The 22,000-nt window shown below is 48.3% G+C and carries 17 protein-coding genes; 14 read left to right on the top strand and 3 right to left on the bottom strand.

What is annotated here, in order from left to right; translation table 11 throughout:
* Nucleotides 1–54: 54 nt before the first annotated feature.
* The 3 genes from BGX12_RS03685 to BGX12_RS03675 are packed head-to-tail and all read left to right on the top strand — an operon-like array spanning nt 55 to nt 6,837.
* Nucleotides 55–1,911 carry a hypothetical protein gene (locus BGX12_RS03685; RefSeq protein ID WP_233246238.1) on the top strand — a complete coding sequence of 619 codons (1,857 nt, stop codon included), beginning with the start codon at nt 55–57 and terminating at the stop codon, nt 1,909–1,911.
* 23 nt (nt 1,912–1,934) lie between these two features.
* Nucleotides 1,935–5,558, top strand: a complete 3,624-nt coding sequence (locus tag BGX12_RS03680) for a triacylglycerol lipase (RefSeq protein ID WP_146196235.1) — start codon at nt 1,935–1,937, stop codon at nt 5,556–5,558.
* Nucleotide 5,559: 1 nt separating this feature from the next.
* A complete protein-coding gene (locus BGX12_RS03675) occupies nt 5,560–6,837 on the top strand; it encodes a hypothetical protein (protein ID WP_109734740.1) in 1,278 nt (425 codons plus the stop codon).
* Between the two features lie 51 nt (nt 6,838–6,888).
* Here the strand turns inward: BGX12_RS03675 and BGX12_RS03670 are convergent, their stop codons facing one another.
* On the bottom strand, nt 6,889–7,338 hold the full coding sequence (locus tag BGX12_RS03670; RefSeq protein ID WP_109734739.1) for a cytochrome c: 450 nt from the start codon (nt 7,336–7,338) through the stop codon (nt 6,889–6,891).
* A gap of 137 nt (nt 7,339–7,475) precedes the next feature.
* Between BGX12_RS03670 and BGX12_RS03665 the strand changes: the two genes are divergently transcribed.
* From BGX12_RS03665 to BGX12_RS03620, 10 genes are all read left to right on the top strand, one after another.
* Nucleotides 7,476–8,495 carry a GDSL-type esterase/lipase family protein gene (locus tag BGX12_RS03665; protein ID WP_233246237.1) on the top strand — a complete coding sequence of 340 codons (1,020 nt, stop codon included), beginning with the start codon at nt 7,476–7,478 and terminating at the stop codon, nt 8,493–8,495.
* Nucleotides 8,496–8,589: 94 nt separating this feature from the next.
* A complete protein-coding gene (locus tag BGX12_RS03660; protein ID WP_233246236.1) occupies nt 8,590–9,885 on the top strand; it encodes a GGDEF domain-containing protein in 1,296 nt (431 codons plus the stop codon).
* Between the two features lie 44 nt (nt 9,886–9,929).
* The gene (locus BGX12_RS03655) at nt 9,930–10,268 is read left to right on the top strand and encodes a hypothetical protein (protein WP_146196234.1); all 339 of its coding nucleotides are present in this window, start codon (nt 9,930–9,932) and stop codon (nt 10,266–10,268) included.
* Between the two features lie 46 nt (nt 10,269–10,314).
* The gene (locus BGX12_RS03650; protein WP_109734735.1) at nt 10,315–11,151 is read left to right on the top strand and encodes a TIGR02147 family protein; all 837 of its coding nucleotides are present in this window, start codon (nt 10,315–10,317) and stop codon (nt 11,149–11,151) included.
* Nucleotides 11,148–12,851, top strand: coding sequence for a hypothetical protein (locus BGX12_RS03645; protein ID WP_109734734.1), 1,704 nt, complete (start codon nt 11,148–11,150; stop codon nt 12,849–12,851). Before BGX12_RS03650 ends, BGX12_RS03645 begins: the two co-directional genes overlap by 4 nt.
* A gap of 90 nt (nt 12,852–12,941) precedes the next feature.
* Entirely contained in the window at nt 12,942–13,829 is an 888-nt protein-coding gene (locus tag BGX12_RS03640) for a polyprenyl synthetase family protein (RefSeq protein WP_109734733.1), read from the top strand.
* Nucleotides 13,829–15,700: a 1-deoxy-D-xylulose-5-phosphate synthase gene (gene dxs, locus BGX12_RS03635; protein WP_109734732.1), complete on the top strand. Its 1,872-nt coding sequence runs from the start codon at nt 13,829–13,831 to the stop codon at nt 15,698–15,700. Before BGX12_RS03640 ends, dxs begins: the two co-directional genes overlap by 1 nt.
* Nucleotides 15,701–15,710: 10 nt before the next feature.
* A complete protein-coding gene (locus BGX12_RS03630; protein ID WP_109734731.1) occupies nt 15,711–16,985 on the top strand; it encodes an RNA methyltransferase in 1,275 nt (424 codons plus the stop codon).
* A gap of 9 nt (nt 16,986–16,994) precedes the next feature.
* Entirely contained in the window at nt 16,995–17,891 is an 897-nt protein-coding gene (gene pyrF, locus BGX12_RS03625) for an orotidine-5'-phosphate decarboxylase (RefSeq protein ID WP_109734730.1), read from the top strand.
* A gap of 17 nt (nt 17,892–17,908) precedes the next feature.
* Complete coding sequence (locus BGX12_RS03620; RefSeq protein ID WP_109734729.1) at nt 17,909–18,796, top strand: hypothetical protein; 888 nt, start codon at nt 17,909–17,911, stop codon at nt 18,794–18,796.
* A gap of 66 nt (nt 18,797–18,862) precedes the next feature.
* On the opposite strand, the gene BGX12_RS03615 is transcribed toward BGX12_RS03620, so the two are convergent.
* Nucleotides 18,863–19,651, bottom strand: a complete 789-nt coding sequence (locus BGX12_RS03615; protein WP_109734728.1) for a hypothetical protein — start codon at nt 19,649–19,651, stop codon at nt 18,863–18,865.
* On the bottom strand, nt 19,645–20,673 hold the full coding sequence (locus tag BGX12_RS03610; RefSeq protein WP_109734727.1) for an MlaD family protein: 1,029 nt from the start codon (nt 20,671–20,673) through the stop codon (nt 19,645–19,647). The genes BGX12_RS03615 and BGX12_RS03610 overlap by 7 nt, the downstream gene beginning before the upstream one ends.
* Before the next feature lie 114 nt (nt 20,674–20,787).
* Here BGX12_RS03610 and BGX12_RS03605 point away from each other — a divergent pair, with 114 nt between their 5' ends.
* Nucleotides 20,788–21,987, top strand: a complete 1,200-nt coding sequence (locus tag BGX12_RS03605; protein ID WP_109734726.1) for a M18 family aminopeptidase — start codon at nt 20,788–20,790, stop codon at nt 21,985–21,987.
* Nucleotides 21,988–22,000: the final 13 nt, after the last annotated feature.

The raw sequence follows: 22,000 nt of genomic DNA, 5'->3' as shown, positions 1-22,000 counted from the left end.
TAGGATGCTTGTTTAGGAAATTTGATGTACGATTTAAATTCGTTTTTTGATGGAATGTCTAAACCCCTCCTCCGCAATGTGCATGCGAAGGCGTTTGGACATAAGGGCTTGTTGAACAACGCCCTGATTCAGTCCGAAGCTTTGGATTTTTACAAGGATAGGGACAGGGCTATTGACCTGTTCGTCAAGATGAATCCTTGGCAGCGTCGTTGTCTGAATCTTCTGTACCATAGCGGTTCCAGAGGCTTGACTTATAATGAACTGCGTCTGACGGTGCCCGTCAGCGAAAGTCGACAGCTTCAGGATTTTCTGCTTTCCATTTGCAAGGAATTTCTGGTCTGGCGAACTTCTTCCGCTGGCACCATGGTCTACTATGGCTTTTCGGATTTTGCCGGATGTTTTGAAATCCCCGACGAAGTAGATTCCGTCCCTAAGGCATCCAGTTTTCAGTCTTTTGGCAATCTGATTGATTGGCATATCTGCCTGGTACTTTCCTTTGCCATGCGTAAGGAATTGAAGGTTAACACCAACAATACCATCCACCGTCGCAGCTACCAGATTTGCCTGGATTGCCTTGCCGCAGCAAAGCAGCTGTCCGAAAAGGCCGCAGAAAATGAACTGTCCCTGATTTTCCTTTTCCTGACGGAAAATGGCTGGCTGGAACAGGAAGATGCTTGCCTGGTTCCTTCTGAAAAGGCTTTGGAATTTATCCGCAAGAATGGCTTTAGGCTTCACCAGGATGTTGTTTCCTGGTGGGTCAAGGAACGCTTCCGTGGAGACCGTAGCCATTGCGTTCAGTTGCTGAAGGAACTTGAATCTCCCAGGTACGCTTTGGATGCATCCTATCGTTTCTGGGTCATGGATCCTGCTTCCCGCTTGTTGGAAAAGAATAAGGAAATGGCGTGGGATTACTTGCCCCGTCCTCTCCGCGAGTTGTGGCTTCTTGGTCTTGTGAAGTTTAGTGTTGTTCGTGGAAAGGTGGAAACGGTGACGCTGGACCAGTCCGGCCTGGATTGGATTCAGAACGCCATCGCCTCTATTCCTGAACAGAACATTTCCTGCTTGCCCAACTTTGAGCTGATTGTTTCCACAGGAACGAATCCCCGTGTGCTTTTCTCCCTGGCATGCCTTGCCTCTGTAGAAAACGATGAAACCTTCCTCCGCTTCAACCTGAACCGCGAATCCTATATTCAGGGCTTGAAGAGTGGCCTTTCGGAAACGGAAATTGAACATTTCAAAACTTGGATCAAACCGCCTGTAAATGTGGCTGATACCCTCCAGGAATGGAATTCTTCCTTCTATGGAGCTCGTGTCCATACCGTCCGCTTGCTGAAGATTGAGGACTTGAAGATCCTTACGGAACTTTCCCGCTTCCCGCAGTTTACTGAATGCACTGAGGAATACATTCCTGGCTACGGCTTTATTCTGAAGCCCGAAATGGAAAAGCGGGTTTTTGAAATTTTGGAAAACTATGGTTTCAATCCCTTCGTGGAACGCCGCGATGTGGAACGTACCAAGATGTCTTCCGAAGAATGGCGTAAGGATTTTGCTGTGGCCTGGCCCGAGGCAAAGGCTCCTGATTACGAATTGAAGAACGACGCCGATGAGGGGACTATCCAGACGGCCCTCAATTCCACCAAGTATGGCAGTAACTATCAGCAGCTGGCGATGTTTGACCTGGTGAAGGTCCTGCGCTATGCAAAGACTGTCGGTACTCTGGTGGGTGCCAAGGTAAAGGATCCTGCAAAACGTTTAGCCAAGGAAGAAGAAAAGATTTTCTTCGTTCACGGCCTTCGTCTTGCAAAGCCTCCCCAGACCATTGAAATCCAGGTGTATGGACAGGAAGAGAAAACCAGTCTCGACCTTTCCTTCATCAAGGAAATCAAGGTCATCGGCAAGAAAGAACTTTAAGGATGCATAAACAAGGTGGGGTTATGAGAAATAAACTATTAGCTGTTGCGTTACTTTCTGTAATCGCTTTTGCGAGAGATGACTATGCTGAGGCTTTTAAAAACTTTAAGTCTTATCCGTCTAGTACGACTGTGGAAGTGGGGGAGTGGGTGGAACCTTATGACCAAACATTCTTGCCTTATGCCACGTGTGGGGAGGTGAAGGATTTTGAGGTTGTATCAGTTGCCGATTTAGTAAAAGATTATTATGATGACAAAGATAAATTAATAGATTATTTCACTAATGGTCACTATTTTTGTGTAGCAAGTGTTGTACGCATTACGTATCATGTGACATGCCAAAATAAGTTGAAATATAAAGGGATTTATTACCTTTTTAGTGATCCCTATAAAGAAAAAGACCCCGTGATAGGGGATAAAGAAGCTGTTGATAAAAAGTTTAAGGCATGGGCACATGACTGGAAAGAAAGAAACCTTGCATGTTTAAAAGAAGACGGTACATTTGATGAGTCGTGTTCAGAGTATAATGGTCGTACATATTCTGGATATGATGGAAAATTTGATGAGAAAAAACTGAAAGAGCAGTGGGTAAAGCAGAAAGTTGCGTATCCTGCGTGGAAAAATTTGGGTGTTCCGGGGAAAAAACTTGCTAAACCAGTTCTGTTTGTTCATGGTTTGGGGGATGACTATAGATCCTGGGGAGTTGCGTCTAGTGTAGATGCAGATGAACTGTGTGAAAAAGACGCAATCTGTTCAGGAATGAGGCCGTCCATTTGCGTAGAAAAACTTGTTCCTTCTTTTATAAAAGAGACTGTTTGTACTGAAAAATTAAAGAAAAAGCTCAATAATTATAAGGAAGCTCTATTAAGAACCAATGATGAGTTTCAAAAGGGCTTAGTGAAAAAATATAGCTCTGGATCAGCTCCCGATATTATAGTTCGCAATCAAAATATTTATATCACGGATGATAACATTAATAGTGATGGAATATATTTTTTTCAAGCTCCAGGGAAAATAAATGACGATAAAAGATGGGAAGAAGCGCCGCTGGATTGGAATGGAGTAAACGATCAAACTACTCAGTCTGGTAGATTATATAAAAAATTGGAAGAAATATTAGACGATTTTTCTAGTAGCACATCAATTAATTGGCGAGAAACACCCGAGGTGTCTGTTGATATCGTCGCTCATAGCCAGGGTGGACTTGTTGTGCGAGAAATGCTTCGCGGACTTAGGGCTGAAAATGTCTCTAAAGGTAGCGATAATCCGGCGAATCATATTGGACGAGTTATCACTGTTGATACACCTCATTTTGGGGCGGCAACTGCTGCAGAAAATTCAAAATCGGAATCCATAGCAGGATATTTCGGTTTGGGAAAAATAGTGGATGATTTAAATAATCCGAAAAAACATGGCCTAGCGAATGTCAAGGTCAATCTTGATTACACAAATTGGTTGACTGATTTGGGACTCATGGCTGTTGACGCACTCCTTGGCTGGTCAACAGCAACTCTTGTGGCAACATCTGATTATGAAGTGAACATGAAGGGACCTTACCTTGGACCTTATACGGTATCGCTAAATGTTGACCCACTTGGTCCAGGTAGTTTTGATGTTGATATTATGGATTTGGATCCACTTGAGGATTCGCGAGAACAAGCGGAAAATACAAGACGCATTGGAAAGCATCTTGAAAGAGAAAGTGATTTCCTACAAAACTTGAACTATGGAACAAATGGAAGGTCGTATCCAAAGAAACCGAATGACGAAAATCTTGAAATTGTGCCGTTGTATTCGGGAAGTACTAAAACCGTTGTTTCCGCGGCTCTAGAATCCATTGCTGATAATCTAAAGATTTCCTGTCCCGAATTAGATGATGAAGATTCAAAGGTTGCGTGTGTATCTCTTGAGTCGTACCTAGAGTCAAAATCAAACGATTTTAAGGATTCGTTGTATGGCACAATTAATATTGATGACGTAAATTTGAATCAAAATTTGTTAAGCATTTTAAATAGTTTGATGGATGATTGGCTTGCAAATAGTGATTTGATTGTGGAATCGGAGAGTCAAAGGTATGAAAGTGATGAATTTGGAATAACTAGCAGTACTATACCAGAATTAAAAGAACCTCGTAAATTTGAATTACATGATGCGCTGGCTCCATGGGAAACGGTCGCCCATCTGGATCTAAAAATGGGCAATATGGCTGCATCTGCCCGACAGGGACTAGATATTGCATGTGCATTGCATGTTTATTGTGATGAATTGCTTGTCCAAAAAGCTGGTGTGAAGTTAGTATATCTAGAGGATGGAACTGTTGGCTTAACTGGAGACTTTGATTTGTCTCCTTTGTATCTTGTAACTGGCAAGCAGGGATCTCGTGCTTCTGATGGAATAAACTATCTGGAAGCTATATATGAACCAGGTGTGGGATCTTATGTAAATTACACCGATGCGGATGGAGTATTACGACAGGATGTTGTGCTGCCTTCCAGTATTGCGACCAACCCGCGCCTTCTGAGAAACGGTTCTATTATTACGGCTAGCTTTGATAACCAATCTGGCAAGACATTCTCTAAAGATTATGCTATGCCTAATATGTCCTCACAAACAACCTTCTCCATTATTGCAGAGGAGGGGACTTTGCTTCCTAAAGTTGTTGTTGGTACAGCCACTGCTAGCGATTTAAGTTCTCAGATTGCACCAGTTTCGCCAACTGCTTGGAAAAAAAATAGAGATGTTTTCGTTATGCATCGTGAGGCGCGGGGCGATAACGAATCCAATACATCGAGACCTAGAATACTTATTGCTAATTCAACTGATAAGGATGTCGCAGGCTTTAAGGTTGCTTATTATTTCACGGCGGATCCAGCAAGGAATCCTGTAGTTGAAGTAGATTATCCCAAAACTACTGCTGTCCTTGAAAATCTTGGTGGCGACCAATGGCGATTTATGTTGGATGTAACAGATTCCGTATTGAAGGCTAAGTCCGTTTTTCCGAGTTTGGATGGATGGCAGATTCGTTTATACTATAACGATTGGACCGACTTTGATCATTTTGATGATTGGTCTGCGAATTATAATATCGGTATCCCTCAAAACAATAAGAAAATAGTTGTTTATGATGTGGAAGAGCGTATTCTGTGGGGACAAGAACCCCCTATATACAAGAGCGTAGACGATGGTGTGATTGCTTCTCCGAAGGGAGTCTTGTCCTGGAGTGATGCGGCTTCATGGGAAGACAATGCGTTTAAACCTCAGGTTTCCGTTAAAAATACAGGATCTGTTGCCTTGAAGAATTACCATGCAAAACTCTGGTTTCGTGTGCCTAATGGGAAATCGCTTTATGTTCCTGTTGATGATTGGTACACACCGGTATCTAAGCCTAGTCTTCATAGTATTGGCGAAAATGTATGGGAACTGGATATGTATTTTGATCGGTATATTCTATATCCGAACGAGTCTGTTGTTGAAGGAAACATCGGTCTTCATCTAACAGATTGGAGTACTTTTGACAAATTGGTCTGTGGAATAGCCTTATTTGATTCTGAAGATGATGTGATTTTTGGAAAGGTCCCTTCTGTTGACGAGTGCAAGACCTACAGTTTGCCCAGCCTCTTGAATGCCCAATACGTATGGAGCCTCTAGCATGAAAAAAATTTTACTCCTCTATCTTAGTTTTTTTCTGTTCGCTTGTTCCGATGAACCTTCTGTTTCGCAGTCACCTAAAAATTATGACGATCGTCCGGACTTTGGCTGGCGCAAGGGTGATTTCATTCCTGTGCTGCATGATTCCAAGATGTATGGTGGCTTAAAATCCATCTATCATGTTGGCGATAGGATTGTTCTGGTTGACAACCATTGGTCAAGCAACCAGTACACCTCCCCAGGGGCTGTGACTTACACCCCAAGGGTATTTGCCTCGAGGATTGGATCAACTCATTGGGACACTCTATCCAGTTCTGAATGGATTCGTTATGTGCATGGAGACTCCACGGGGCTTTACGCGGGAACTCAGCTTAGTGGAAAAGTCCTGAAATACGACTTCGATCACAATGCATGGAACGAAATATACGCGTTGCCGTTTGATTCACTTGGTTATTACAATGTTTATGGGATTGCAACGTACAAAGGCCGCCCTGTTGTATGTTTTGCAGGATATGAGGATAGCACGGATAGGCGTAGCGAGGTTATAAAACTTGCGTTTAAAATGCAGACGGATACCGGTTGGATCGACATTACTTACGACTACGATTCCACTAAGGAATATCCGATGCAATTCCATAAGGGTGTTGAGTTAAATGGCAAATTGTACACCATTAGCGGAGATCGTGGAATGTGGCGCTATGACGGAAGCTGGAAGAGGATGGCGAAAATTCCACATCCTGATTGGGCTACCTGGATCCCCACTTATGATACAAGTGATATTGCGTTGGACATTGTGGTTCATAAGAAAAAAATATATGTGATTGGTGAAAAATCTTCATCTGATGTGCTGGAGTATGACGAAGTTCTTGACCGTTGGAACCCTATAGACAGTGTTATTGAAACCTATGACGAAACTATTGACACGACGGATTCTTTTGCCGATTCCTCTCGCGGACACAAGACTTATCGCAATACGCCGTTTAATCGTTTTTCTCTGGCATCGGATGGAGACCATCTCTTTGTTGCTGGTAGTTTGCCCTGGCCTAGTGTCTACATGGGTGACTATGGAGCTCCGTATGGAAAGGAAGAAAAGGGCTGGCGAGAGGTTAAAGGTAACTTTTGCCCCAATTATATTTGCCTTGCCCATGGTTCGACTTATGATATGATTGCGGTAGGGGATACCCTGTATGTGGCGAACAAAGAAGCTCTTTTGAAATTTCCACTAAGAGATTTGGACGAGACCATTTCGGATCAGGATTCATATCCGTCGGTTGAGTGAAAAGTAGGGGTTCCCAGAGTCCCCGATTCAACGTATTGAATCTTTTGAGTTTTAAGGCAATGTCTGTGCGTAGCCTGCGATGTCGATCATATCCTCTAGGGGGATTTCATCGTAGTAAGCTTCCATGGAACGGCCTTCATCGCCGAAGTTCATTTGGTACCAGAAGGTTGGCATTTCTTCTCTGGCGCGCTGTCCTATGTAAGCCGGTCTCCTGCTCATGGGATTGAAATTCACTCTCATGCCGTCTTCACCGTGACAGGGCCTGCAGTTCTGGTAAAATAACTTGGCTCCCTTTTCCAGATTCGCGCCTATAATTTTTCCGTCCTTGTCCAAAAGCTTATAGACAAGAAATGCCATTCGGGCGTCTTCCCTGGTGAGAGTGTCCGCTTCGGAGCCAGGGATGGGCTTGTCTTCTTCCGACTGGGCGATGGCATTGACGCCTAGCAGTAAACCGTAGGTTACTAGGGCGAAAAGACCAAAAAATCGGAACTTGTGACTCATTGTAACGAATTTAGCATTTTTTATGGAAAGTGAGTTTTCTTTATTAATTTATTGAAAAATGTTATTAGATTTAGAACATGGGTTTTTTGAGATTTTTCGCCGTAATGGCACTGGGCGCAGTGTGCGCGGAGGCTTCCATGGGTTTGGATTCTAGCCACTTCCTTTTCAGTGGTCGTTGGGACCACACATCTTCCTTTAGTCGTACATCTGCCCCTGCGGCAATGGTCCAGTTCAATGCTGTGGCCAGTTCTTTGGATTTTGAATTGGAAGGACACGCTCGTTGGCGAGTGGATCAGGATGGTAAACAGCTCGCAATTTTTGTAACTGACGGCAAGTCCGTGGAACATGTAAAGGTGGCTGGGGATGGCAAAACCCATCTTTATCGTCTGATCAAGATTAGCGAAAGTAATCCGGGGGGAGTCATTCTCCATGGCATTTCTACGGATAAGAAGGGCAAGCTGATGGATGCGCCCAAGTTCACCAATCGTCGAATTGAGTTCATTGGGGACTCCTTTACTGTAGGGTATGGCTGTGAGGGAAATGTGGCCGACCAGGAAGATCATGTGTTCGAAACAACCAACTCTTCCAAAAGTTACGCCTTCCTGCTGGCGGATGGATTCAAGGCTGATTTCCAGATTAACGCCTTTAGCGGCCGTGGCCTTGTGAGAAATTACGACAATATTGTGCCGGAATGGAAAATTCCGCGCCTGTATAACTATACGGCCCCCGGTTTTGCTCCGGGGGATGTGACTAAAACGTCTGATGAGTCCTCCCTTCTCTGGAATTTTGACAGTTTCCATCCGCAGGTGGTGGTGATGTTCGTTGGAATTAACGATTTTCAGGGGAATCCTCCCTACGGAGATAAGCAAGAATTCAAAAAAGCCTATGCAAAAATGATAAATGACTTGCGTTCTAAGCATCCGGGTGTGAAATTCTTGCTTGTTTCTACCAAAATTTGGCCAAATGACGATTTGACTCCTACTGTAAAGTCCGTTTATGATGCCGAAATTGCCCAAGGACACCAGGATTTGGAGTTCTTGGAGGTGCATACTACCAATGAGGGGCTCCATGGACATCCTACGGAACGTTCCCAGGTGGACCTGGCCAATACTATACGCCCCATTGTAGGTCGTCTGGGCAAGTGGATGAGCCGTTAGCGCATCAAATTTTTATATTAGGGTTGTTGGATTTTTTTGCGATTGCAGGAAAAATATGTCTAGGGTTATTGAAAAACTTTACGTACTGTTTAGGATGAACATCCTTATTTTCGCGCTGTTGGCCATTACGGTCATCGCACTCTTGGCCTATAAGCACGGCCTGAACGAAAGTAGGGACATCATGTTGTCCGACTACCCCTATGTGAAGGTGGTGGGTGACTCCGCTGATGGCGGTTCCTCTGTAGTCGTGCTGAATAAGACCGACTCCTCTGTGGTCTTGGACTATGAACTGCGTGAAGGATATGCATATCCGTATGCCAGTGTGAAAATCTATCTGGGCGATGGCAAGTCCCGTGGTTGGGACCTTTCCAAGTACGACAGTATTTTCGTGTGGGTCAAGCCCCGCGGTGAAGGCTCCGTCCGTCTGTACCTTCGTGGCTTCGATAGCTCGTTCTCCCGTGCGGGTGACGAAGGCAGCTGGAAGTATAACGAAATTGAATTCTTCCCCCTGGAAGAATCCTATCCTGCGATCTTTGTCCCCCAGGAATTCCGTCTGGCAGGCTGGTGGGTCGCCCAGAACAATATTAACGTCCATCAGGCCCGTGTCGACCTGAGCAATGTCCCCCTGATTGAAATCCAGACGGGAACGAATGCCGCTTATGGTTATGGTACCTTGGAAATCAAGGGCGTACGCTTTAAGGGTAAAACCATTTCCTGGGACAACCTGGTGACCTCTCTGGTGGTCATGTGGTTTGTGACCTTCTTGATTATCCTTGTGATCCGCTTCTTTGACTATAGCCGTGAACGTGCTGCAAACAAGAAGAAGCGTGAAGAACTGGAAAAGAACTTGCTGGCTCTGGAAATTGAAAAGTCCGAATATGAAAAGTCCAGCAAGGAAGACCCGCTGACGGGCTGCCTTAACCGAGCTGGCTTCAGCAGCGTGCTTCTCCGCGAACAGGAAAACCTGAGCAAGAATGACAGCCCTGTCTCCTTCGTGATTTTGGACATCGACCACTTCAAGAAGATCAACGACGCTTATGGCCACAATGTGGGTGATGAAGTGCTGGTGAACCTGACCAAGCTTATCCAGAGCAAGATTCGTAATACGGATGCCCTGGTTCGCTGGGGTGGCGAAGAATTCGTGATTCTGTGTGGTGATACCCCCATCCAGAATGCACAGTTCTTGGCAGAAAAGTTGAGAATGGCTATTGAAAGTACTCCGCTGATCAAGCAGCAGCAGGTAACCTGCTCCTTCGGTATTGCCGAAATGATCGCGGGCGAAGACCCGAAGCGTCTGTTTGAACGCGCTGACAAGGCTCTCTACGCTTCTAAGGAAGGCGGTAGGAACCGTGTCACTAGCGCTACATTCAAGCGCAATCCGTTGAAATGAGAAAGGTCCTCTATCCATTTCTTTTTCTGACATTTATTTGCCTTTTGGCGGGATGCGCCAAAAAGGTTCAGCCGGTGGAGTTCCGTCCCTTGCAGCTCCACTGGTTTGTTGTTCCCGGACAAAACGAGGATGAACTGCCTAACAAGGACGCCTGTGTGATAAGACTCACAGGTCGGCTTATGGGCGAACCGGCGGTGCAGGCTTCCCCTGTAGAAGAACTGGAGTATCGGGTTGTCTATGGGAAATCTGCAGAAACGGCTGAAATCCTTGAATTTAAAGGGATTTGCGAGGATGAAAGCCTCCAAAAGAATCCGGAATGTAAGTGGTCCGCCACCTGCGATTCTCAGTTGAATATCGTTGTAAAGTTCCACAACGGAGAATAATGGATGCCTGTAGGAATTTCCAAGGTGTCTATGTATCTTTTTGTTTATGAAACCGATATTTGAATATACTGACTACCGCGAATGGCTGAGAGACGCTTTTGATGATTTTAAACAGCGCAAGACTGTAATCTCCTGGCGTTATATGGCTATGAAGATGGGTGCCGACCCCGGCAACCTGCTTCGCGTGTCTCAGGGTAAGATTCATTTGTCGACTGGCCTTATTCAGCCTGCTGCTGAATTTTTTGAACTGGATGAAAAGGAAGCCGCCTACTGGACTGAAATGGTTTATTTCGGTCGTGCAAAGACGGATGCGGAAGCCTTGCAGCATTACGAACGCATGCAGGCCCTGAAGGGTGTATCCCTTAAGCTGTTGGCGAAGAAGGAGCTGGAATTCTATCGCCATTGGTACTACAACGCGATTCGTTCCGTTATCGGCATCTGCAAGTTCAAGGATGACTACGAAGGCCTGGCGGAATGCTGCACTCCCCAGATTACGGTGGAAGAGGCTCGCGCCGCTGTTCAGCTCTTGCATGAACTGAACATGATTTCTGAAGACAGGGACGGCTACTGGAAAGTGAATGACACTTTCGTAAGTACCGGCGGAAACTGGCGCTCTGCCGCCGTCCGTCAGTTCCAGAAGGATACTATTGCCCTGGCTGGTGAGTCCCTGGAGCGTCATGCCCCTCATCTCCGTGATATTAGCACGGTGACCATGACTTTTAATATGGATGATATCCAGTTAATCCGTGAAAAGATTAACGAATTCCGTTCCGATTTACTACGTTTATCCCAGGATGGTTCTGGAGATAACACAGTGTTCCAACTCAATATTCAATTGTTCCCGTTGGCCTTTGTAAAGCCTTTGCAGGAGAAGAAAAAATGAAAAGATTACTTTTCCTTTTGACTCTCGCGTCGGCCTTTATTGGTTGTTCCGAGACGAATGTTGCCGGTGGACCTGGTAGCATTACGACGAATGGTCGTGCAAATGTGGATGGTGCGCCTGCTCCTTTTGCAAGTGTATCCCTTCGCGCGCTTGATCACATGGCTCTCGCAACTCAGGCTGAAAACGACGTGGTCGTTGCAGATACCTATACCGATGACCAGGGTGACTTTAAGCTGAAGATTCCCAAAGACGGCTCTTTCCGTTTGACAATCTCCTATAACGGTCATGCCTTCACTAAGGTGGTGGATGCATCCAGCAAGGAAACTCTTGAATCTGTGGACCTGGTTCCTACTGCTGTAATGCAGGGTGAACTGGACGTTCCTAAGGGATCCGAGACCGTGTGGGTCGGCGTCTATGGAACAGACATTATCGTTCCCGCAGACGAGAATGGCGTGTTTGTCATTCCTGCCCTGCCGGCGAACGACTCTCTCCAGCTGTATTTCGTAAATGAATCTCTGGAAGACGTTCTGGAATCCAAGTCTGCGTTCTTCTCTCCCACGGAATTCGTTTATGAGAACTACAAGGAGATGCCGGAAATTCCTGCCGATACGACCAAGCCGGAAGATAAGGATACTGTAGAAACTCCTGTGGATACGGTGAAGAAGGTGGTCGTCCTTCAGGAAGATGGTTCTGTTGCTGCCTATGCTGCGGTGGCTCTCCGCGAGAGTGATTACAAGGCCGAAAAGTTCGTGTTGCAGAACAGCCTGGTAAAGGCCGACTTGCGTACAGATGCCGAAGGTAAGTTTACCATGGAATGGCCTAGCTCCGGACGCTATCGACTGACTGTCCTTGCTGGTAACAATTCCTTCTCCAAGATCTACGATGCAGATAGTTTGTCTGTAATCGACACTCTAAAACTGAGCGTTTCCTCTTCTGTCGCAAGCAAGGTGACCTTGAATAGTGAAGAAACCTATGCCTGGGTGGGCGCTTACGGATTTGACATCCTGGTGAAGACGAATTCCCTGGGAGCCTATGTGCTACCTGCTGTTCCTGCGGGTGAAACTCTGGACCTGTATTTCGTTCATGCCGATAGCAGCGAGCCGTTTGTAGAATGGTCCGTGAAGTCACCTAAGGAAGGGGCGGCTTGCTTGAATCCGTCAAGGCTTCTGTTTGACTTTGAAGAGAATAGCCCGCTGTGGTATATGGATGTGGATACCTTGTACAAGGGTTCTACCTTCAAGTTCGTTAATGGAAAGGTGGATGCGAAGCATTTGTTGGCTGATCATCTGATGGCAGATGAAAGCCGCGAATCCAAGGTGTTCAGCACAAAATATGAACTAGCCAAGGATCCGTATGCTTGGGCTCTTCTGGGCAGCAAGCTGGAAGAACTAAAGAACTTTACCGCTATTGACTCCATCGAGTTCTTTGCGAAGGGGAATGGCAATGTTCGTGTCGCCCTGGAAAATTGGGAGTCCTACTCCAAGAATGCCAAGGCCGCTTCCGAATGGATGAAGGTGGATAGCGTGTGGACCAGAATGGTGGTGAAACCCTCTAACCTGTGCGTGAATAGCTCCGAAAAATGGGCCTGTGACGAGGCATGGGATGGCGTCAAGACGCAGGTCCGCCAGCTTCATTTCTTCTTTGCCGCCGGCAGTGAAATTTCCATTGATGATGTGAAAATCCACGGCGCCCTGTTCTAAGAGAAAATCCTGTTTTTTGAGCCCTTATAAGGGTATTATAAGCTTTGAGCCCCTTTATTAGGGGCTCTTTTTTAAGTATCTTTGGTCTATATGGAATCTCTTGAAAAAGAAGCGGCTCTTGCCCTAGATTATCTGTCCCGCATCTCTAAGGAAGCGGAAGCAAAATTTGACGAATTTCTCCCTCCGGTAACGGATAGGCCTGAACGCCTCCACGAGGCGATGCGCTATTCCATGTTTGCCGGTGGCAAGCGTTTGCGCCCGGCTCTGGTCCGTGCCGCATTCGATATGTTTAACGGAAAGGGTAATTCTGTGGATTACGCCATGAGCGCGTTGGAAATGCTCCATACCTTCTCCCTGATCCACGATGACCTGCCCTGCATCGACAACGACGACTTCCGTCGCGGCAAGCCCACGAACCATAAGCAGTTCGGCGAAGCCACTGCTGTGATGGCTGGTGACGCCCTATGCATTCTTGCCTTTGAACTGATGGGCAAGACGGGCAACGCCAAGGCTCTTGAAATCCTTGCTCACCTGCTCGGTACTTATGGCATGATCGGTGGCGAAATGATCGACATCGAAAGCGAAGGCAAGAAGGTGGACCTGGAACTGGTGGACTATATCCACTATCACAAGACTGCCGCCCTCATTGAAGCTTCTCTTGAAGTAGGCGCACGCCTGGCAAATGCTTCCGAAGAAGATATTAAGACCATTCGCGATTACGGCCGCTCCATTGGCCTTGCCTTCCAGATTGTGGACGATATCCTGGATATCGTTTCTACTACCGAGGAACTGGGTAAGGATGTGGGTTCCGACGTAGAACGCGGTAAGGCTACCTATCCTGCCTTGGTGGGCCTGGAAAAGTCCCGCGAATGCGCCCGTAAGCTGTACGAAGATTCCATTCGCGCTCTGGACGCCCTGAAGTGCGATACCAAGATTCTTCGCTCCATTGCTGCATTTATCATTACTAGGGTTAAATAATGGACCTTAAAGACATCAAGTCTCCCCAGGACATCAAGCATCTTTCTCTGGAAGAACTGTATCGTCTTGCTGCCCAGATCCGCGAGACCATCATTGGTCAGGTATCTAAGCACGGCGGTCACCTCGCTTCCAGTCTTGGTGTGGTTGAGTTGACTCTTGCTCTTCATTATGTGTTCAATGCTCCCGAGGACAAGATTGTTTGGGATGTGGGCCACCAGGCCTACGTACACAAGCTTCTGACCGGACGCTTTGACCGTTTCTCCACACTGCGCCAGCAGAACGGTATTTCGGGCTTCCTGAAACGCCATGAAAGTGAATACGACTGCTTTGGCGCAGGTCATGCTACCACGTCTATCTCTGCTGCCTTGGGCTTTGCTGTTGCTCGTAACCAGCTGAAGAAGAACAACAACGTGGTTGCCGTCATCGGTGATGGTTCCATGACTGGCGGTATGGCATACGAAGCCTTGAACAATGCGGGTCTTTCCAAGCAGAATATGACCATCATCTTGAACGACAACAAGATGAGCATTGCGCCTAACGTAGGTGGCTTCAGCAAGTATTTGAACCGAGTCATTTCCGACCCGGTGTACAACAAGATGCGTACGGACCTGGACCGCCTGATGAAGCGTCTTCCGGGTATTCTGGGTTCACGTTTCCGCGACTTGTTCCTGCAGGTGGAAAGTGCTGCCAAGACCGCTGTAAAGCCCGGCCAGTTCTTCGAGGACATGGGCATCCGTTACTTTGGTCCTGTGGACGGTCATGACATCAAGGAATTGATCCTCCTGATGAAACGCGTCAAGGAACAGCCGGGGCCTTGCCTGATCCATATCCTTACGGAAAAGGGTCGTGGCCTTCCGGCAGCTGTTGCGAACCCGACCAAGTTCCATGGTTGCAGCCCCTTTGATCCTGAAAGTGGCCTGCCTCTTGCTCCTGGTAGCGTAAAGCCGTCCTTGACCAGCGTGTTCGGTAAGACCTTGCTGGAAATCGCACGTAAGGACAGACGCGTGCTGGGTATTACTGCCGCTATGCCTACTGGTTGCGGTCTTGATATTGTTGCGAAGGAATTGCCCAACCAGGTGATCGACGTAGGTATCGCCGAAGAGCATGCCCTGACTTTTGCTGCAGGTCTTGCCTGTGATGGCATCGTCCCTGTGGTTGCAATTTATTCGTCCTTTATGCAGAGAGCTTACGACCAGATTTTGCACGATATCGCTTTGCAGAATCTGCACGTAGTGATGGTTCTTGACCGTGCAGGCCTTGTGGGTGCAGACGGTCCTACTCATCATGGCTCTTTTGACTTGTCTTTCCTTAGAACGGTGCCGGGTCTTACCATCATGGCTCCGTCTAACGAAAATGAACTGAGGGATATGATCCAGGCTTCTATCGGTATGGAAGGGCCTGTGGCTATCCGCTATCCCCGCGGAACCGCTCTGGCTGAAAAGCTGGAAGAACCCACTGGAACCTTCGATCCGAAGCTTCCCAAGGTCCTTCGCCAGGGTAAGGACATCCTGCTCCTTGGAGCGGGCTTCATGACAAATGAACTGAAGAAGACGGTCCAGGTTCTCTCCGAAAACGGATACGACCCCACGTTGGTGGACGCCCGTTTGATCAAGCCTCTTGATCCCGAATGCTACCGCAAGCTCTTTGAAAGCCACAAGGTGATTGTGACTTTGGAAGACAACACACTGGTGGGTGGCTTCGGCTCGGCTATCGGCGAAATGCTGATGGATTTCGGAATTACGGATAAACGCCTTATCCGCTTCGGACTTCCTGACAACTTTGTGGAACAGGGCGAGATACCTGCTCTCTATAAACTCTTGAAAATTGACGGTGAATCCGTCGCCAAGCAGATCTTGGAAAAGATCCAATAATGGGAAAACTATGAGCGAAGAAAATAACGAAAAGCGCACTGTAAAGTCCACATTGAACCGTAAGTTCGGCGTTAGCGTTGCTACTGACCGCCGTGATCCTCGTGCCGATGGCGAACGCGGCGAACGCAAATCTTTTGGCGACCGTAAGTCCTTCGGTGATCGAAAGCCCTTTGGTCGTCGTGATGACCGTCCTTTCCGTGAAGATCGTTTCCGTGGTGAACGTTCTGACCGTCGTGATGGCGAAGGCTTTAACCGTGAAGGCGGCGAACGCTCTGACCGTCCCTTTAACCGTGACCGTCGTCCCCGTAGCTTCGGCGATCGTCCCTTCCGTGGTGATCGCAAGCCCTTCGGTGATCGTCGCCCCCGTCGTGAATTTGCTCAGGCAGGTGCTCCTGTCTACCGTCAGCGTCCTGAAGAACAGCAGGTGGAAAACGTTGAAGAAGTACTAGATGAAACCGCACTGGAAGCACGCGTAGCCCAGGCGGAAGCAAACAACGATGCAGTTTCCAATCCGCCTTGGTTCAGAAAGCTTCTTGCCCTCACTACCGAAAAGGGCCGTGAACGTGAAGGCCGCTTTATTGGTGAAGGCATCCATGTCGTTCATGAACTGGTGTCCCATCATCGCGAATTGGTGATTGGTGTTTATGCTGTTGAAGGCTTCGAAGATGAAACCTTGATGGAAGCCATTAACGAAGCTGAAATCCGTCTGAACGTTTTGACTGAATCCCAGATGAAGCAGCTTTCCTCTACGGTTGCAACTCAGGGCGTGATCGCTGTAGCTCGTATTGCTAGCAAGAAGCCTGCTTACGAAGCTAGCCGCAGCATCCTCACTCTCGTGGACGCCGTGCAGGATCCGGGTAATCTGGGTACCCTCTTCCGTACCAGCCTTGGTTTCAATTCCGCTGGTATGATTCTCGGTCGTGGTACCGTGAGCCCCTTCAATCCCAAGGTTGTTCGTGGTTCATCGGGTACTTTCCTCCGCGTACCCTTCGAATTTGATGTGGATCTGATTGACCAGATCAACTTCCTCCGTAGCAAGGGCTATACCATTATCGCTACTGACCTGCATGCAAAGCAGAGCCTTCGCGAAATCCCTGCTCACAAGCTCCGCAAGATGGCCTTCCTCGTGGGTAACGAAGGTGCCGGTACCAATCCCTATTTCATTGAACTTGCCGATGAAACCGTCAAGATTCCTATGAGTAGCGATCTGGAATCCCTGAACGTCGCTGTGGCTCACGGTATCCTTTCTTACGAAGCCGCCCTGATTCAGGACGAACTGAAGTAATCGGAGGCAATGATGAATTTTCATGATCGTCTAGAACAGCGCATTGCAAAGTGTGGCAACCCGGTCTGCATGGGAATGGACCCTGTCCTGAAACTCATTGACCCTTGCTGCCCCGATGGCACTGCCGAAGATAAGATCAAGCGTTTCTATTCCGAATTGCTGGAATGCTGCCTGAAGCGTAATGTGATGCCTGCCGTGGTAAAGCCTAACAGCGCTTACTATGAATGCGTCAGCGTGCAGGCTATGCTTGTTCTTCAGCAGCTCATTGCGGATTACCGCAGCGCAGGCATTCCCGTGATTCTGGATGCAAAGCGTGGCGATATCGGTAAGTCCAGCGCCGCCTATGCCGTTGCCGCATTCGATGTCTACAAGGCTGACGTGGTGACCGTTTCTCCCTGGATGGGTTCTGATTCCGTGAATCCTTTCCTTCGCGAAAATTCCGAGAACGGTGCCTACGTGCTGCTCCGTACCAGCAACAAGGGTGCTCATGACTTCCAGGACATGCAGGTCATTGGTAGTGACGATCCCCGCGACGTAAACGAAGCCTTCTACAAGGTTGCCGACAAGATCTTTGAATGGGATGGCGACAAGGGCTTCTTCGGTGCGGTGGTTGGCGCTACCCATCCGGAAGAACTGGAAAAGATTACTGCCTACTGCGTTGCCCACCAGCATGAAATTCCCTTCCTGATTCCAGGTGTGTCCATTCCCGGTGTTCCGGGCGGTCAGGGCGGTGACGCCAAGACTGTTCTTACCGCAATCAAGAATGGTGGCGGCAAGCGTCAGTTCCATGTGCTGAACAGCTCCAGCGGTCTGAACTTCGCTTACCAGCGTAGCGGTAAGCCGGAAGCATTTGCAACTGAATGCGTTGACGCTCTGGAACGTCTGGCAGAAGCTTGCCGAATCTAAGGTAAAAAGGACGTCGAATGAAGTCTTGGCTCTATATTGCAGTACTTGCTGTTGCCGTGGCCATTGTGGCTGTGGCTTTCCGTAATGCAAAACCTCTGCCTAGCACAAACTTTGACGAATCATTTTTGCCGAAGGCTTCTTCTGTTCGCTACATTGCTGCAGGTAATGATGCCGCAGTGGCTGGATTGTTCTGGATCAAGGGCTTGACCGAATTAGGTGAAAGTTTCCTGTCGGGAAAGGAATATGGCTATCTGGGTCATGTGGCAAATCTGTCTACGGAACTGGATAGTCTTTTCTACACCCCCTACTATTTTGTAGGTGGCGTATCCGCCATTGACGCTCCTGATACTTCCGATTTCGTGGTGCTGCGTAGAGCGACCCGCATATATCCGGAACAGTGGCGCCTGGCTCTCTATTATGCCCTTCGTTTGGCAAAGGGACCTTATCCTGATAGGAAGGCTGCTGCTGAGGTGATGCGTCCTTATTTCGATAGTCCGGATACAACCATTCCGGATCACATCCGTACCATCTATCGCAGTTTTGAATTGGATACCATGCAGACGGAAGTTGCCCTGGAAGCCTTGCTGAACGACGTGATGCAGCCTCGCTTCAAGAAGTTCCGTACAGGTTTTTGTACAAAGGTGCTTCGACTCCTTGGATATCGCGGCCTGATTCCCGACTATGACAAGGACGAAAATTTCCAAAAGGTAAAGTATCTGATTGATGGCATGGCCGATGGAAAAATTCATCCTGCGATTGTGTACAATCAGTTGCTGGCCATGAAAAAGGAAGACGAACCTAAGGAAGAAGCCAAGGATTCTACAGTCGTGGATTCGCTGAAGGTCGATTCAGTTCCTGCGGATACTGTGGCGGCTGCTGTAACGGACTCTTCTGCCGCAAAATAAAAACACGGACATTTTTAAAGCCTTCCCAACGGGAAGGCTTTTTTTGTCTCAAAATGATAGAAGAAATTATTCAGCGCAGCGCTTGGCGTTGTTGGGTAGCCCCATAAGGTCGAATGCATTCTTGCAACGCATCTTCAAGTCTTCCGCTTCGTCCTTGGAGGTGGTCTTCAGGTTGGAACGGATGTAGAGAATGGTTGCGGTATTGTAGGGCTTGTTGCCTTCAATGGCTTTCTTTTCTGCAACCTTGTACAGGGAATCCGCTTCGTTCGCATTGCCGTTCAGTTCTGCAACGCGGGCTGCAGTAAATGCGTAGAAACCGCCACTCTTGTCGGATCGCTTGCCTGCCATCTTCAGGGATTCTTCGGCATCCTTGTGAGTGGCTGCCTGGGCAATGGCGCATTCGCCGTAGAATGCTGCCTGGGTGGATTCCTCCGCCTTGGAAATGACATCCTTGTCGAAGGAGGAACAGATGCTGGCGGCATCCTTGTAGTTGCCTCTTTCGTTGGCGATGGACATCTTCACTTTACCCAGGAGGACCTTGGTGCTCTTGTCCAGAATGTCTTCGCGGACTGTGGCGACCAGGGAATCCGCCAGGTCAAGATCAAGGCTCATGGTACGGATCTGAGCCATGGCGAGAAGCACTCGGCCTTCGGAAACAAGGTCTGCTTCCTTGCGGCTGGCGAGTAGGGCTCGTTCCAGCTGGCCGTAGCCACGGGCGAATCTCCCTGCGTTAAAGGAATTCTGCGCTCTGTAAGACAAAATGCCTGACTCGGATGCCATCACGTCGGTGGTGGCGGAGAGAGCCATCGTTGCTGCCATAGCGAGCACGCTAATCTTGGGTAGGCGGATTACCATAGGGTCTCCACCATGAAGGGAACGGAATCCTTGTTAGGCAAGGACCTGCGGATGATCCACATGCTGGAGAGTCCGTTCATCAAGTCGTCTGCGCTCTGGAGAGTCTGTTCGGTGGCTTCCATGAAGTCGCCCAGACCGGAAGTAAGTTCACCCACTTCCTTGAGCATATTGTCAGCCTTTCCGAGGGATGCGTCCAGTTTGCCCATAAGGCCACCGACGTTGTCCATGAGTCCTTCCACATTGCCCATGAGGTTGTCCACCTTCTGGGGGAGCGGCTTAAGTTCTGTGACTAGACCGCCTACGTCATCCGTGATAACGTCCACCTTGCCCAGCAGCATGGGCATCTGGACCTGGAGGGTGTCCATGATGGTTGCGGTCTGGAACAGAACCCTCTTGCCTACGTAGGTCATGTCGTCGATACGGTTCAGCTGGCGGTTCAGGTTGTCGTAAAGGGCGCGGGAACCGAACATGGCGCCGATGGTGGTACCTGTGTCCATCGCCATGGTCAGCAGGGAGTCTGCTGCATCGACCAGCGTGTTTACACGGCCCAGCAGGATGTTTGCGGTTTCAAGAACGGTTTCGATATCCTGAGCCTGTCCAGGAGGAAGGAAGTCTCCATCTTCCAGAATACGGCCTTTCCCGCGACGGACATCAATGTTGATGACTCGGGCCGAAATCATGTTCTGGTCACGGATGGCGAACACCTTGGCGCTATCTGTAATCCAGGGCTGGTACTGCTTGCGGATAATAAATTCAATAAAAACGCCGTCGCCTTCCACTTCCACTTCGCCAATCTGGCCAATGTCCACACCGCTAATCTGGACACGGGTGCCCGGACGGAGGCCGAATGCCTTTTCGAAGGTACTGTGGAGTCTATATTCTTCCACGCCGATCATGCCGGTGGAGAATAACTTTGCGTAAAGAACGATGGCAAACACCATAACGGCAACGGTAAGAAACACGCCGACCAGGAGGCCGGAAATTTCCATCCAGTTAATGCGTTTTAGAGGTTTAAATGCCATGGTAAGAAATATATAAATATTTATTTACTTTTACGGAGGCCCCCTAAAAATGGTGTTGAAAAACGTTGTACTGTTGCATATTTCTATTTTGGGGTTCGAAAGGCCGGAGACTTTATGAAATTTTTCGATTTTTTGGATCATTCCGTAACACCCTACCATACTGTAGACTGCCTAAAGAAGGCTTTGTTGGACTGTGACGCCCAACTTTTTGAACGTAATGGGGCGTTGATTGCGGTTCGTTTCCCTAAAAAGGCGACTCGGGATTCAAGGTTCCGTATTGCCTTGGCCCATACGGATTTCCCGGCATTGAAAATTTCCCCCAATCCAGACAAGGCAAGTTCCGGCGTGAATAAACTTCATGTGGAAACTTATGGAGGTCTGCTCTATACCAGCTGGCTGGATCGTGACCTGGGCTATGCGGGTATGCTGGCCTTTGAACGTAATGGCCAGGTGCATACGAAACTGATCCGTGGCCAGAAGTTGTTCAGGATTCCCCAACTTGCGATTCATCTGAACCGCGGTGTGAACCAGGATGGCCTGACGGTCAATCCTCAGACGGACCTGGATGCGCTCTGGAGTGCTGCGGGTGAAAAGAAGTTTGTCGATGTGCTCAAGGCTGAACTGGGGACAGACGAACAGCTTCTGGATTTTGACGTGCAGCTCTTTGATGGTCAGGCGGCCAATAAGGGCGGCTTTAATGACGAGTGGATTTATTCCGGACGCTTGGACAACTTGAGCAGCTGCCATGCCATTGCGGAAGCACTGCTTGCTTCTAAATCGCTGGAAAATGATTTCATTGTGGCTGCCTTTATGAACAACGAGGAAGTGGGTTCTGTCACTCGCGAAGGTGCTGGTGGAAACTTCCTGCAGGTAGTCCTGGAACAGGTGTGGAATGATGCATGTGGCTCTACTGCAGGTCTGTCTGCTGCACTGGGTGAATCTCTGGCATTGTCCATCGATATGGCTCATGCGGTTCATCCTAATTTCCCGCAGAAGCACGAATCTAACCACGGTCCTGTTTTAGGCGGTGGCGTTGTCCTCAAGAGTAATTCCCAGAAACGCTATGCCAGCGATGTGGTCAGTTCCGCAAACTTCAAGCTGCTCTGCAAAAATTCGGGAGTGCCTTGCCAGACGTTTATCGCCCGTAACGATATGCCCTGCGGTTCTACGGTGGGGCCTACCATCTCCGCAAGCCTTGGAATTCCTACAGTGGATATTGGTGAACCCATGCTCAGCATGCATAGCATCCGTGAAATGATGGCTGCGAAGGATCATGAAGATATGATTCTGGTCCTGAAGAAATTTTTTGTGTAATCAAGGTCTAGGT

The sequence above is a fragment of the Fibrobacter sp. UWR4 genome (genome assembly GCF_003149045.1).
Lineage (GTDB): Bacteria > Fibrobacterota > Fibrobacteria > Fibrobacterales > Fibrobacteraceae > Fibrobacter.
Note: the sequence above shows the minus strand (reverse complement) of the source record. Positions and strands in the feature narration are given on the sequence as shown.

Excerpts from the sequence above, each read along its gene's own strand:
- BGX12_RS03620 (WP_109734729.1), top strand. The coding sequence starts at position 17,909 with ATGAAGTCTTGGCTCTATATTGCAGTACTTGCTGTTGCCGTGGCCATT.
- BGX12_RS03610 (WP_109734727.1), bottom strand. The coding sequence starts at position 20,673 with ATGGCATTTAAACCTCTAAAACGCATTAACTGGATGGAAATTTCCGGC.
- dxs (WP_109734732.1), top strand. The coding sequence starts at position 13,829 with ATGGACCTTAAAGACATCAAGTCTCCCCAGGACATCAAGCATCTTTCT.
- BGX12_RS03670 (WP_109734739.1), bottom strand. The coding sequence starts at position 7,338 with ATGAGTCACAAGTTCCGATTTTTTGGTCTTTTCGCCCTAGTAACCTAC.
- BGX12_RS03640 (WP_109734733.1), top strand. The coding sequence starts at position 12,942 with ATGGAATCTCTTGAAAAAGAAGCGGCTCTTGCCCTAGATTATCTGTCC.
- BGX12_RS03645 (WP_109734734.1), top strand. The coding sequence starts at position 11,148 with ATGAAAAGATTACTTTTCCTTTTGACTCTCGCGTCGGCCTTTATTGGT.
- pyrF (WP_109734730.1), top strand. The coding sequence starts at position 16,995 with ATGATGAATTTTCATGATCGTCTAGAACAGCGCATTGCAAAGTGTGGC.
- BGX12_RS03605 (WP_109734726.1), top strand. The coding sequence starts at position 20,788 with ATGAAATTTTTCGATTTTTTGGATCATTCCGTAACACCCTACCATACT.
- BGX12_RS03660 (WP_233246236.1), top strand. The coding sequence starts at position 8,590 with ATGAACATCCTTATTTTCGCGCTGTTGGCCATTACGGTCATCGCACTC.
- BGX12_RS03665 (WP_233246237.1), top strand. The coding sequence starts at position 7,476 with ATGGGTTTGGATTCTAGCCACTTCCTTTTCAGTGGTCGTTGGGACCAC.
- BGX12_RS03675 (WP_109734740.1), top strand. The coding sequence starts at position 5,560 with ATGAAAAAAATTTTACTCCTCTATCTTAGTTTTTTTCTGTTCGCTTGT.
- BGX12_RS03685 (WP_233246238.1), top strand. The coding sequence starts at position 55 with ATGTCTAAACCCCTCCTCCGCAATGTGCATGCGAAGGCGTTTGGACAT.
- BGX12_RS03615 (WP_109734728.1), bottom strand. The coding sequence starts at position 19,651 with ATGGTAATCCGCCTACCCAAGATTAGCGTGCTCGCTATGGCAGCAACG.
- BGX12_RS03680 (WP_146196235.1), top strand. The coding sequence starts at position 1,935 with ATGAGAAATAAACTATTAGCTGTTGCGTTACTTTCTGTAATCGCTTTT.
- BGX12_RS03630 (WP_109734731.1), top strand. The coding sequence starts at position 15,711 with ATGAGCGAAGAAAATAACGAAAAGCGCACTGTAAAGTCCACATTGAAC.
- BGX12_RS03650 (WP_109734735.1), top strand. The coding sequence starts at position 10,315 with ATGAAACCGATATTTGAATATACTGACTACCGCGAATGGCTGAGAGAC.